Source organism: Pseudooceanicola sp. NS-SX8, from assembly GCF_057380755.1.
Genome location: NZ_CM170819.1, coordinates 2,837,733 through 2,850,904, shown reverse-complemented (window position 1 = coordinate 2,850,904; position 13,172 = coordinate 2,837,733). Strand labels below are relative to the sequence as shown.

General features: G+C 64.4%; 9 protein-coding genes and 1 pseudogene. 3 read left to right on the top strand and 7 right to left on the bottom strand.

Annotated elements, in window-relative coordinates:
* Positions 1-138: 138 nt before the first annotated feature.
* Positions 139-362 (top strand): annotated as a pseudogene (locus AC2IR1_RS13015) (transposase); the annotation flags it as partial.
* 198 nt (positions 363-560) lie between these two features.
* Here AC2IR1_RS13015 and AC2IR1_RS13010 read toward each other — a convergent pair.
* The 3 genes from AC2IR1_RS13010 to AC2IR1_RS13000 all read right to left on the bottom strand — a co-directional run bounded on the left by AC2IR1_RS13010 (position 561) and on the right by AC2IR1_RS13000 (position 6,162).
* Positions 561-3,170 (bottom strand): methyl-accepting chemotaxis protein, encoded by a 2,610-nt coding sequence (locus AC2IR1_RS13010; protein WP_486472396.1) that lies wholly within the window; start codon positions 3,168-3,170, stop codon positions 561-563.
* A 97-nt stretch (positions 3,171-3,267) separates the two neighbouring features.
* On the bottom strand, positions 3,268-4,428 hold the full coding sequence (locus AC2IR1_RS13005; protein WP_486472395.1) for an ABC transporter substrate-binding protein: 1,161 nt from the start codon (positions 4,426-4,428) through the stop codon (positions 3,268-3,270).
* A 1,050-nt stretch (positions 4,429-5,478) separates the two neighbouring features.
* Complete coding sequence (locus AC2IR1_RS13000; protein ID WP_486472394.1) at positions 5,479-6,162, bottom strand: TetR/AcrR family transcriptional regulator; 684 nt, start codon at positions 6,160-6,162, stop codon at positions 5,479-5,481.
* Between the two features lie 260 nt (positions 6,163-6,422).
* Here AC2IR1_RS13000 and AC2IR1_RS12995 point away from each other — a divergent pair, with 260 nt between their 5' ends.
* Positions 6,423-7,262, top strand: a complete 840-nt coding sequence (locus tag AC2IR1_RS12995; protein WP_486472393.1) for an SMP-30/gluconolactonase/LRE family protein — start codon at positions 6,423-6,425, stop codon at positions 7,260-7,262.
* A complete protein-coding gene (locus AC2IR1_RS12990; RefSeq protein ID WP_486472392.1) occupies positions 7,255-8,214 on the top strand; it encodes an SMP-30/gluconolactonase/LRE family protein in 960 nt (319 codons plus the stop codon). The genes AC2IR1_RS12995 and AC2IR1_RS12990 overlap by 8 nt, the downstream gene beginning before the upstream one ends.
* 388 nt (positions 8,215-8,602) lie before the next feature.
* Here the strand turns inward: AC2IR1_RS12990 and AC2IR1_RS12985 are convergent, their stop codons facing one another.
* From AC2IR1_RS12985 to AC2IR1_RS12970, 4 genes are read right to left on the bottom strand one after another with little or no spacing between them, the layout of a single operon-like run.
* Positions 8,603-9,535, bottom strand: coding sequence for a LysR family transcriptional regulator (locus tag AC2IR1_RS12985; RefSeq protein ID WP_486472391.1), 933 nt, complete (start codon positions 9,533-9,535; stop codon positions 8,603-8,605).
* A 46-nt stretch (positions 9,536-9,581) separates the two neighbouring features.
* Positions 9,582-11,273, bottom strand: coding sequence for a dipeptide ABC transporter ATP-binding protein (locus tag AC2IR1_RS12980; RefSeq protein ID WP_486472390.1), 1,692 nt, complete (start codon positions 11,271-11,273; stop codon positions 9,582-9,584).
* A gap of 4 nt (positions 11,274-11,277) precedes the next feature.
* Positions 11,278-12,168, bottom strand: coding sequence for an ABC transporter permease (locus AC2IR1_RS12975; protein WP_486472389.1), 891 nt, complete (start codon positions 12,166-12,168; stop codon positions 11,278-11,280).
* Positions 12,169-12,176: 8 nt separating this feature from the next.
* Entirely contained in the window at positions 12,177-13,142 is a 966-nt protein-coding gene (locus AC2IR1_RS12970) for an ABC transporter permease (protein ID WP_486472388.1), read from the bottom strand.
* Positions 13,143-13,172: the final 30 nt, after the last annotated feature.

Below are 13,172 nucleotides of genomic sequence, written 5' to 3'. Positions count from 1 at the left end.
GCCCGGAACTGCTGGCATCAACTTTTGAAGAAGTGGACCACGGCCCGAAACGTGGTCCACAGATTGGACCATCAGGCATCAACAAAACAAGTCCGAAAATGTCCTGGAAAGAGGAGCGCATCGGCCAGCGCGCCTCCCCCCGAAACCTTCTCCGACGGCGCCACTCAGACCTGCCTGATGCTGAAAGTGCTGTTCGGCCTGCCGCTCCGCCAGACCGTCGGTCTGGTCGTAAGCCTGATCGAGATGGCGGGGCTCGACTGTCTATGCCCGACTATTCGACGCTGTGGCGGGGTCAGGCCCGGATCGCTGTGCAGATTCCCTATCGGCGCTCCGGTGCGCCTCTGAACCTGCTGATCCCCTCTCGGCCCTGACCAGCCGTTCACAAGGTTCGGACACGCTGCGGTGCAGCTTCCCGAACTGGTCCATCCGGGGCATCGTGCAACAGCATCTGGTGGGCTAACCAGCGGTATTCGTCCGGTGGTCGCAAAGTGACAATTGAACCGGCTGGATGAACGGGCAGCGGAACGAGCGCCGACGCCTCGAGGGCCGCGCCCGCGTGTTTAGGCAACTTGGGAAGGCGCGCCAGGTTGGTCGGCGGACCAGGAAGTATCGCCGCCAGTAGACCCCTTGACCGTGAAGCACTCCACGACCCCGGACAGTTGCCGGGTTTCCTGTTCGAGCGCGGCACAGGCGGCCGTGGTCTCTTCGAACATGGCGACGTTCTTTTGAGAGGCATTGTCGAGCTGGCCGACCGCCTGGTTGATTTCGCCGATGCCGCGGGACTGCTCGCCGGAAGAGGTGGCTATATTGCCGACGTGTTCCGAGATCTCCACCACAGAGGCGATGATCGTCTCCAGCGCCTTGCCGACCTGGCCCACCGAGCTGACGCCACTGGCAATCTGTGACGTTGACTGACCGATGATCCGATTGATCTCGCTGGCTGACTCAGAGGCCCTCTGGGCAAGCGCACGTACCTCCTGGGCAACGACGGCAAAGCCGCGCCCGGCCTCGCCCGCTCGGGCCGCTTCGACCCCGGCATTGAGCGCCAGCAGGTTGGTCTGGAAAGCAATGTCGTTGATGACGGCGGTGATGCGGCTGATCTGTTTCGAGGATTCCTCGATACTGCCCATGGTGGCGACGGCTTCGGTCATGACCCCGCGGCTGGTTTCGGCACTGCGCCGAGCCGATCCGACCAGCTCATTGGCCTTGGCGGCGCCACTGGCGGCAGAGGCGACGGAGCTGGTCAGTTCTTCCAGGGCAGCGGCGGATTCCTCAAGGGTGGCGGCGTCGGATTCGGTGCGGCGCGAGAGGTCCGCCGCAGCGCGGGCGATTTCCTGAGAACTGTGCGAGATCGTCTGGGTCGAGTCGGACAGCTGGTGGATCATCTTGCTGAGTGTGCCGATCGCGGCGTTGTAGTCCGTGCGCAGGGCATCATAGGCCCCTGGGAAAGTGTCGTGGATCTCGTGGGTAAGATCGCCGGCGGCAAGTTGCTTGAGGCCCGAGGCCAGAGCGCCGACAACCTGCTCCTGTTCTTCCGCGCGCTCCCGGGCGACCTTTTCCTCGGTCTCCTGCAGCATTTTGCGCTCCAGTGCGCCGTCCCGGAAGATCTGCAGCGCCCTGGCCAGGCGACCAAGTTCGCCACTGCGTGCCAGGCCGGTGACTTCGGCCAGGTCGCCGCCTGCCAGGCGTTCGGTGGTCCGGGTGATGCGATTGAGCGGGCGCACGACCATGAGCCATGTCAGCAGGGGCAGCACGCAGAAGAGGGCGAGACTGAGAATGCCGATCAGGGACATGCTGGCCCGGGCGCTGGTGATGCTGGCCTCGATCGATCCCGCCGCGGCACCGATCGCGGAGCGGGCGGACCGGCTGTAGGCCGAGATGCGGTTGAGGATTTCGGTCACGGTTTCGGTGGCGGTGTGTTCCGCCTTCAAGGCATCCGCCTTGGCATCGAGGGCTGCCGCGCGGATCGGGGAAACGCCGGCGTCGGGATCCGCGAGGCCAAGCATGGCATCAATGGCGGCCTGGAGTTCGGGCGTTTCGCCGGCCTGAAGCTCGCGCAGGCGCCCGGCGGCCCCGGAAAGGGCGGCGGTACGACGCGCAAGTTCCTCGGGGGTGCGGGCCAGCGAGGCCTGAAGCGCCGTCGCGAAGAAGGCCTTGGCAACGCTGTCGAGGGTGCCGATCTCCATGATCCGTGTCACCTGATCATCCAGGAGCTTGCGGATCGCGTCGGAATTGCCCGCCTTCGTGTCCTCGGTCTGAATCTCCAGCTCGAAAGAAATGTCATCCAGGGCCGTCGCGAGTGTCGTGTCGGAGGTGCGACGCAGTTCGAGAAGGTCGCGGATATCGGGCTTGCGGCTGAAGGGGACGGGTTCGAAGGCGGCAGCCATGCCGGCACGCGTCGCATCGACCGCTTCGGCGGCGGCCCGGGTGCCGGGATCGGCCGCCAATTGTCGGGTAAGCACGTCGAGCGCCTGCGTGGAAGAGAGCTCCAGGTCGTGGAGGATCGAGAGGGTGGCGCTGTCGCTGGTGCGCAGGGCGGCCAGGGCCAGGCCGCTGATCAGGTTGATCTCCGCCCGGGCCTGCTGGGTGGCGGACAGGAGGGCCACGTCGCGGCTGACCAGCTCCGTCAGGCGCTGGTCGACGCCTTCGATGGTGGCCTCGCCGTTCATTGCCAGCTCGAAGTAGGCGTCATCGGCGGCCGTCGCCAGGGCGGCGGAAAGCTGGGTATCCAGGTCCGTGGCATGGTCGACCGCTGCGGCGATTTCGTCCCCACGCAGGAATTGCGTCTGCCGCGCGGTCGCGAGATCCGCCAGCGCCTGGCCGGCACGCCGCAGGGCAGGTTGCAAATCGTTGCGTGCCTCGGGCGCGAGCCTCGAGATGCGCTCCTGCGCGGTGGCGATGATCGTGTCCGTTTCGGATTGCATCTGCTGCAGGGTGGGGAGGTCCATGGCGGCGAGCAGGTCGGAGAGGTTGCGGCTGATTTCCTGGGCGGAGCTCGAGACATCCGCACTTTGTTCCAGTTGAGGCAGTCTTTCCGAGCCGAGGTGTCCGACCTCCGTCGCAACGGACTGGAACACGTTCCAGCCGACGACGACAGCAGCCGCGGTCATGGCGGCCATTGCGCCAAGGACCACGACGAGACGTGCGAGTACGCTACCGAAGAAATCCATGCTGAAGCTCGTCCATTCCACATTTCAGTGCGGGGCCGGCCCCAAGAGCCGGCGCCCTTGTTCCATGAGCGGCGTGGGGGTGTCCCGGGGCGCGGCCTCAGCCGCCCTGACCGAAGGGCACGGGCATGAAGCTGCCGTCGGGCTGGATCTGGGTCAGAAAGACGACGTCCGACCCCTGGTTGTCATTCGCCCCGTAGGTGAGGATGAACCCGCCCAGATCGAGGGTGCCAAGCCCCTGCAGCGCCGCGAGATAGCTTTCGCGGGTCAGATCTGTGCCTGCGGCTTCAAGCGCGGCAATGGCGACGCGGCCGGTGACGTAGCCTTCCAGGGAGACGAAACCGGGCTTGGCATCCGGATCGGCGGCGGTCAGCGCGGCGTGATAGGTGGCGACGAGGGGAATGCCGTCATCCCAGGGGAAGGGCACGACCTGGCTGATGATGACACCCTCACCCTCTGGGCCAAGTTCGGCGGCCAGGGCATCGGAGCCCACGAAAGAGATGTTCACGAAGACCGGCGACATTTTCATCTTGTGCGCCAGACGGATGAATTCGGCGATCGGCTTGTAGGCGCCGACCATGACCACGGCCTGGGGATCGGCCTTGCGGATAGCCAGCAGGGCGGACTTCACGGCGACGGTATTGCGGGTGTAGGTGCCCTGAGCCACCAATTCCATTCCGTGGCTTTCCATCGCGGCGGTCACGCCGTCCAGGCCGACACGGCCGAAGCCGTCATCCTGGTAGAGGATCGCGATCCGTTCCAGGCCCAGATCATCGACAAGGTGGTCAATCCAGACCGCGGTTTCCGCACCATAGGTCGCCCGGATGTTAACTACGTTCTTCAGCGCCGGGTCGCGCAGAAAGCCGGCGCCGGTGAAGGGACCGATGAAGGGCAGGTTGGCGGCCGTCGCAAGGGGCTGCGTCGCCTGCGAGGTGGGCGTGCCGACGGGGCCGATGAGGCCGATATGGGCGTTGTCCTCGATCACCTCGCGGACCACGGTCATCGAGCGGTCAGGCTCGTAGCCGTCGTCATAGGTGTCGAGCGCGATCATCCGTCCGTTCACGCCGCCATTCCGGTTCGCCTCCTCGAAGGCGGCCTCGATCCCCTGGCGCATCCCGGTGCCGAGTGCGGCGGCGGGGCCGTCGAAGGCGGCGACCTGGGCGAATGTGACGGTTGTGTCCGTAATTCCCTGTTCCGCATGGGCAGGGGACAGGGCAGCGACGGCGAGCAGAGAGGCCACGCCGAGTACGTGCTTCATCATTGCAGGGTCCTTCCGACAAGAGCATCGCAAGGAGGCTTGGCACGAATTCCTTGCCAGAAGCTTAGGCCCGTTCAAAAGAAGCCGTCTTTCCTTAATGAAATCATACGACCGACCGCTTCCCGGATCAGGCCCCGAACGGGGAGGGGGCGAGGGACAGCCACCCCTCGGCCCGCAGTCTGGGCAGGTTTTCGGGATAGTGTCAGGGAACAATGTAGCAGGTCCGGTTCCTGTGGTACTGCAAGGTTTGGCACCCGTCCTGCAACTGTTGCCTGCCAGCCAGAAGACTGTCGCGGCGGGCACAATTCATCAGGTGGACATGGGCGTGCGCGGCAATATCGGCCTAGCCGAAAGCGCCGATTGAGAGCCAGGGCATTAAATTTAAATCCACTATCCCATAATTGACTGCTGCTCAGTCCCCGGAAAGGCCGCGATTGAAGCTGATGTCTGTGAATAAAGGGGGGCAGGCAACCTTGCGGTCGATTACAGCAACAAGTTCATCCGTGCGTCCGCTCCCGACGCCTGCTGGACGCTTATGCGCAGCGCAGAGAATGGTGGTTCTCCGCCCGTCTCGTCGCCGGTCTTGCCAGGCGCGACGTGGCGGCAGTCTCCGACCCAAAGGGCGGGGACTGGTCATCCGGCGAGCCTCGGCCGACAGCTGACACACCGAACAGAATACTGCCGACAAAAAGGTACCTCCCCCGATCACTCGCGGGGGCAACAGGACGGGGGCAATGTCAGAGGGTGGAGAGACGCCTGTTCACCACGTAGTCCGAGAGGGCCTGCCAGTATTGGTCGGTAGAAGTAGCGCCAGAGAGGCCGGCCAGATCACCCGCCGAACTGCAGGATCAAGTCCGTTGGCTCGGCAGGAATCCCTTCGTCGATCCCATCGGCGTTGAACCCGGCAGCACAAGAGAGGCCGAAACCTGCCCCAGCTGACAGATCAGCAGGATCGCAAAAATCCAATGATGTTCCCAGAGACGGGCTCGCAACCGTGGCGAGCTGCGCCCTGCGGGGGCCTGTTCCGCCACCGTGTCACCCCCCCCCGTCGCATCACTCATCACCATCATGTTCTTTTCGCGGGGCCAGCCCTTTGGCAACCATTTCAAAACAGGTTTTCAGATAGGCTGTCCGTGCCGCGCCGCTCGGACTGTCCGGGTCACCATTGACCTGCCGGATCGACATGCCGAAGGCGACATCCATGAGCATCCTGCTCGCGGCATGGGCATCGGGCGCATGAATGCGCCCCGCCTCATGCTGGGCCTTCAGCCAGTCTGCCAGCAAACTGCGGGACTGATCCGGCCCCTTGCCAAGGAAAACCGTCCTCAACTCCGGGAAGCGTTCCGCCTCAGCCATGACGCGCATCACGAGATCGGCCCGCCAGCGTTCGGTTGCTTCGTCCAGATCGACCCTGAAAATCCGCTCCAGCGCCGCGTTGACAGGCAAGTCGTCATAGTCGCCCGGCAGGGCCACCATGCTTTGTCGGTGCTTTTCGACGATCGCTACGAACAGCTGAAGCTTGTTCGGGAACAGCCGGTAGACGGTGCTGAGCGACACATGTGCGGTCGCGGCCACCTCGGCCATGGTCACACCCTGGTAGCCCTGATCGAGAAACAGCGCGCAGGTCACATCGACGATTTTCTGGCGCTTGTTCGTATCAGTTTCGGTCTTGGGTCGCCCGTTGCGCCGCGGGCTTGGTAACCCGGTCGTCAAGGCGGCATGGGTATGGTCCGTCACAGCCTGTCCTCACAAACCCGCCATCGGGGCTGGCAATAGTTTGGGTAATCTATATTACCGTTAATGTCAAAGGTGAGACGCGCCGGTGTGGGAACACATGCGGATCATTTGAATTCATACCGAAATATCAGGAGAGTGTCGTGCATCATCAGCACCTTAACTTGAACCGGAGACATCTTCTCACGCTTGTGGGCGCCGTGTCTCTGACCGGGTTTGTCGGGCGCAAAGCCTTTGCCGACGCTCCGGCGCCAAGCGGCGTGTTGCTCAGCACTATTACCAGCCCCGAGGGTCCGACATGGTTTGCCGACGGGCGCGTCGCGGCTGTGTCTTTCGGTGACGGGCTGGTCTTGCGATCGGTGCCAGATGCGCCTGAGAGCCCCGAGACGCTTGCCTCCCTTGGCCGGGGATTGGCCGGAACGGCGCTGATTTCCCCGAACAGGATGCTTGTGGCGCGGATGAACATGGGCGCCTTTCTGGCCAGCCATGGCATGGACGCCGCGGAAGAGGGCGACACGGGGCAAATCGCGCTGATCGACCTGACGACGGGCGAGGCGAACGTGCTCTTCGATGAAAGTGATGGCAGCCCCATCCAGGGCCCGAACGATCTGACCGTGGACGAGGCCGGCGCCGCGTGGTTCACCGATGCGGTGGCGGGCAACATCCTCTACGTCGATCCGGAACAAAGCGCCGTGACCGTCGTGGCCGAGGGGCTGGAGGGGGTGAATGGCATCGCGCTGTCCCCCGATGGCGCTGAGCTTTACGTGACCGACGGCAGTGAACTTGTCGCTTATCCCGTCACGGGGGCGGGCGTGCTGGGCGAACGTCGCATGGTCAGCGATCTGGGGGAGATGCATGGCGATGGGATGAAGGTTCAGGCCGATGGCCGGATCATCCTGGCCGTTGGAAACGATGGAATTTACCGCGTGGCCGCCGATGGCACAGGGGCCGAGGTGATCGGCTTTGACGGGCGCCGGATCGTGAACATGGTGTTTGGCGGGACGAATCTTGAGACGCTTTATGTGGTGGAAATGACCGGTGATGGGATCGGGGATCTGAACGCCTACCCATGGGATGCCAAGGGAGTCGCGCGCCATGTCTGATCTGTTTTCAAACGCCGCGCTGACCCGTCGTTCCGTCCTGGCGGGCCTTGGCGCGGCCCTGAGCCTTCCTGCCTTTGGCTGGCCCGCCCGGCTGACTGCGAAAACCCCTGCCGAAACGGTGATTGCCGGTGGGCTGACCTTTCCCGAAGGGCCGAGCGTGCTGCCCGATGGCAGCCTTGCGATTTGCGAGATCATGGGCAACCGGGTGACCCGTGTCGGACTGGACGGCACCACCGCGACGATTGCCGAGATCCCCAACGGTCCTGCGGGCTCCGCTCTCGGGCCGGACGGCAAGCTTTATGTCACCTGCATCGGGGGCGGGCCGGGGGCGGTGGATGCCGGCGCGCTCGTGCGGGTCGATCTTGCTGCGGGGACGGTCGAAACCCTCTATGACCATGCGGATGGGCAGCATTTGCAGGGGCCGAACGATCTGATCTTCGATCAGTATGGCGACATCTGGTTCACCGACATGTCGGACAGCAAGGTCTACTGGGCCAAGCCGGATGGCAGCGACATTCGTCTGGTTGCCGAGAACATTGAGGGCGCCAATGGCATCGGCCTTTCGCCGGACGGGGCCACGCTTTATTTCGTCAATGGTCATGCCATCTCATCGCTTGTCCTGTCAGGTCAGGGACGCTGGGCCGTGACGGAGAGCGGGGCTGCCGATGTCATCGAGCTTGGGGTCGTCGATGCGGAGGCCGGACCGGATGGGTTCAAGGTCGAAGCGAACGGCAATATCGTTGTAGCCACCTGGGCGGCCGGGCTGGTCGTGATGTCGCCTGCGGGCGAACGCCTGGACGCGGTTCAGGTGGATGGTATTTCGCCGACCAATCTGGTCTTTGGCGGGCCGGACAAGCGCAGGGTCTATGTCACGGGGAACGAGACAGAGCAAAGCGACGGCGGTGTCACGGGGCGGGTGGTTGCCATCGACTGGCCGCGGCGAGGGCTTTGATCGCGCCGACGCGCTCGTTGCGCCGTGTGAGCCACCGGCATGTTTTCGAGCACGGCAGGACGTGGCTGTTCTCCGTAGCCTCTGAAACATGTCGGCTGTCCGCAGTGTCGACCCTGGTGTGCCAGGCAGTGATGCATGATGCCCCGAATGATCGGTTCGGGGCAGCTGCACCGAAGCGTTGATCCTGCTGGGGAAAGCCCGCCCAGGGCCGAAAGTGAGCCTTTGCTACGCCTGACAGGAACAGTAGCTACGGGCTTTGGCGGGTGTCAGGCCTCCCCGGGGGGAAATCCGAAAATCAGAGCAAAATCCTCACTGCCGGTGAGGGGACCGCCGCTTTCATGCTCGGCTAATTGGAGAAAAAAGCCCACCTTCGAATAATGTCGAGGGACTAGGTGTTGGCCGTTGCGGGTCGGACGCGGTCCAGGACAGCTCCAAAGCATTTCTGAAGAAGGGCTTGGGTCGGTGTTCCGTTCATTAGCGAAGAAAAGGAAAGGTAGTAGCTGGTGTGGGCATCCAGGCCATCGACTGGGCGCCAGGTCAGTTCGGGGTTCCTGTCGCATGCCAGAGCCGCCATCAGGGCGCTGTTGAAGGACAGCGCGTTCAGGACACCGGCCATCTCGATGGCGAAACTGGCGAAGGGCGCCTGCAGCGCGACGGAGTAGTTGACCCGGTGGCGCGCGAACAGCTCGCGGTAGTAGCCGTAATAGGGATCGCGGCGGGAGGGCATGATGAAGGCATTGCCGCCCAGATCACCAACCTGCAGTCTGGGTTTGGCGGCCAGAGGATGGTCGGCGCGCAGGATGCAGACCTGAGGCTGGTCGCTTTGGCGGATGTTGATGATGCCCGGGTGTTCCAGCGGCCGGGTGTGGAAGGCAAAGTCGATCTGCCCCTCGGCCACGGCCTGGGTCATCTCGTCCACCGCGTGGGAGGCGACGGAGCAGCTGAGCCCGGGTTCGGCGGCACGCAACTCGGCGATGACCAGGGGCAACACCTCGCTGATGAAGGACAGCGTGGCCGAGATCCGAAGGTGCGACAGGGGGCGGTCGGTCTTGAGTGCCATGCGCATTTCCATGCGGTCGATGAGGCTGAGCAGGTCGAGGGCGTCATCCAGAAGGCTCTCGGCCCGGCTGGTGGGGTAGATCGCCCCGTTGCGGCGCACGAAGAGGGGCGCTCCTATCGCTTCTTCGAAATTGGCGATCAACTGGCTGACGGCGGGTTGGGACATGCCCATCTGGCGCGCGGCAGCCGAGATCGAGCCGCTACGCATCACTGCGGTGAAGGCCTCGATGTATTTCAGGCGGCGGATCTTACGGGACTGCACGGAAGGTTGCACTGGGCGCGGTTCGTTTGCTTCGGGGCGAGGGCGATCAGGGGGACCGCAGGCTCGGGATCGAAGCCAGCAGCGCGCGCGTATAGTCCTGCGCGGGGGCTACCAGAACTTCCTCCACCGATCCCTGCTCGACCACCTGACCGGACCTCATGACCAGCACACGGTCGCACATCTGCCGCACCACCGCCAGATCGTGGCTGACGAAAACCATGGTCAGACCCAGCGTTTCGCGCAGGTCCTTCAGAAGGTTCAGCACCTCCGCCTGCACCGTGACGTCCAGCGCCGAGGTGGGCTCGTCACAGAAGATCAGCCGGGGTCGCATGGCCAGGGCTCGGGCGATGCCTATGCGCTGGCGTTCCCCGCCGGAGAAGGCGTGTGGCATCTTGTCGGCGGCGGCGCGGGGCAAACGGACCACCTCCATCAGGTCGCCCGCCAGTTGCCGTGCCGCGGTGCGTTCCAGATCGCCGCGCGCAGTCAGCGCATATGTGATGTTGCGGCCCGCTGACATCCGCGGGTTCAGTGAGGAGTAGGGGTCCTGAAAGATGCACTGCAGCGCGCCAGTCAGCGCCCGCTGGCCCGCGCGGTCCTGATAGCTGGCGATGTCGCGGCCGGCAAAGGCTATGCGGGCACCGGCGTCAGTCTGCTGCAAGCGCAGGATGCAGCGCCCGATGGTCGACTTGCCCGAACCGCTTTCCCCGACAATGCCCAGAACCTCGCCCGCACGGACCTCGAAGCTGACATCGGCAAGGGCGCGGAAGGGCGTGCTGCCCGGGGTGCCGCGGTCGGGCGCATAGGTCTTGGAAAGGCCGGCTACAGAGAGCAGCGGGCCGTCGCCGCCCGCAGGCGCGTCGGCGATGCCAGCGCGCAGATATGCGATGCCACGGGCCCGTCCCTCGGTCTCATTATGCTCTTCCAGCACGTCGAAGCGCGCGATCCGCCGGTCCATTGGCGGGATCGCGGCGATCAGCTGTTGCGTGTAGGGCTGGGTGGGTGAGGTCAGGATCTGTCGCGTTGGACCTTCCTCGACCAGCTTTCCGTGCCGCAGCACCTGCACCCGGTCGCACATCTGCCCCACGACGCCCATGTCATGGGTAATCAGCAGGATCGAGATGCCTTCGCTGCGTGCCAGCTTTTCCAGCGTACCCAGCACCGCCTTCTGCACCGTCACATCCAGCGCCGTCGTTGGCTCGTCTGCGATCAGCAGGTCGGGGCGGGCACAGATGGCTATGGCAAAGACGATCCGCTGGCAAAGCCCGCCCGAAAGCTGGTGAGGATATTTCGACAGGCGGCTTTCGGGATCGGGCACCTCGGCCTGGCTTAGCAGGTCGATGGCATGGGCGCGGGCCGCCGTTCCGCGCTTGCCGGTGTGGGCCTCGATCGATTCCAGAAGCTGTTCGCCGATGGTCAGCACCGGGTCCAGCGCCGTCATCGGGTTCTGGTAGATATAGCCGATCCGGCCGCCACGCAGGCCCTCGCGGGCCTTGCGGCTCATGGCGCGGATGTCCTGGCCATCCAGCAGGATCCGGCCCGTGGCAATCTGGGCGTTTTCCTCCAGCAGGTCCAGGATGGCCTTGCCGACGGTCGACTTGCCGGCGCCGCTCTGGCCGACAATGCCCAGCACCTCGCCACGCGCCAGGGTCAGGGAATGATGGCTGAGCGCGGTAAAGCTCTCTCCGTCGGCCAGGCGGTAGCGGATCGTCAGATCGTCGATTTCCAGCAGGGCGGTCATCGGGTCATTCCTTGCCTTGAAGATAGGGGTTGGCCTGTTCGCGGATCCGGTCCGACACGACGTTGATGCACAGCACGATGGCCAGCAGCGCCAGACCCGGCACGATCGAGATCCACCATTTTCCCGACAGCAGGTAGTCGTTGCCGTTCGAGATCAGCAAGCCCAGCGAGGGCTGGGTGATCGGCACGCCGACGCCCAGGAAGGACAGGGTGGATTCCGCGATCACCGCGCCGGAAAAGGCCATGGGCAGCAGCACCAGCACGGGGGCGATGGAGTTGGGCAGCAGGAAGTGCAGCAGGATCCGCCATTCGGCCACCCCGCCCAGGCGGGCAGCGGCGATGTAGTCGCGCTTCATTTCCGACTGACCCACGGCGCGGACGAGCCGCGCGGCCTGCGCCCAGATGCCGATGGACAGGGCCAGGATAACCTTGTCGATGCCGGATCCGAAGATCGCCAGCAACATGATGGCCAGCAGAACGCCCGGGAAACTGACCGTCAGGTCGACGGCGCGCATGATGACGGTATCGACCCAGCCGCCCTTCAGCGCCGACAGCAGCCCCAGCAGGACGCCTGCCGTGGTGCCTGCGATGACCGAGACCACGGCTACCAGCAGCGACGTCCGGCTGCCGTACAGAACGGCCGATAGGATGTCGCGCCCCAGCGAGTCGGTGCCCAGACGGGCGATGCTGCCGTCCATCATCTCGGATCCCGGGGGCATCAGGCCGTTCATGATGTCCAGCTGCATCTGGTCATAGGGATCCTGCGGCGCGATCCAGGGCGCCAGCAGCGCCAGCGCCAGGATCACCACCAGACCGGCCAGCCCGGCCTGGGCCAGGTAACGGCGGCGGAAGGTCTTGCGGGCGCGGTGCAGGCCTCGGAGAAGGGTGTCTTGCATCTGGGGCCTCAGGAATGACGGATGCGCGGATCGAGCACCGCATAAAGGATGTCGACGGCCAGGTTGATCATCACGAACATCAGCGTGATCAGGATCATGTAGGCGACGACCACGGGCCGGTCCGCATTGTAGATCGAGTCGAGCAGCAGCTTGCCGATGCCCGGCCAGGAGAAGATCGTTTCGGTCACCGTTGAGAAGGCGATCAGGGTGCCGAACTCCAGCCCGGTGATTGTGACGATGGGGATCAGGATGTTGCGCATCAGGTGGCGGCCAATCAGGCGGCGGCGCGGGATGCCCTTGGCGCGGGCGTACATCATGAAGTCCTGGTGCATCACCTCCTGCGTGCCGGACCGCGTCAGACGGGTCTGCATGCAGATGATGGCAATCGACAGGTTCAGCGCTGGAAGGAGCAGGTGGCTGAGACCGTCACGGGTGAAGAGCGACCAGTCGATCCCCAGAAGCGAGATCGTGTCGCCGCGCCCCGAGGCGGGCAGCCAGCGCAGCCAGACCGCGAAGATCAGGATGAACAGCAACGCCTGCCAGAAATTGGGAATGGAATAGCCGACGGTGGTGCCGAAACTGATCGCCTTGGTCGCCGGGCTACGGTGCCTCAGCCCCGAATAGATGCCCAGGGGCACGCCCAGCACGATGCCGATGGTCATCGCCAGAAGCACGACTTCGATCGTGGCGGGCAGGCGTTCCAGGATCAGGTCCATCACGGGGCGGTTGTAGACGAAGGACTGCCCGAAATCGCCCTGCGCGACATTGCCCAGGAAGGACAGGTACTGCAGCGGCAACGGGCGATCCAGACCAAGGGCACCGGCCAGCGCCTCGCGGTCGGCCTGGTTGAAATCGTCCGAGGCGAGCACCTCGACCGGGTCGCCCACGACATACATGCCGAAGAAGACGAGGACGGACATGATCAGCAGCAGCACGATGCTCTGTCCGATCCGCCGGGCGATGTAGTTCAGCATTCGGGGCTCCGTTGTGGCCGCCCCCGCCGG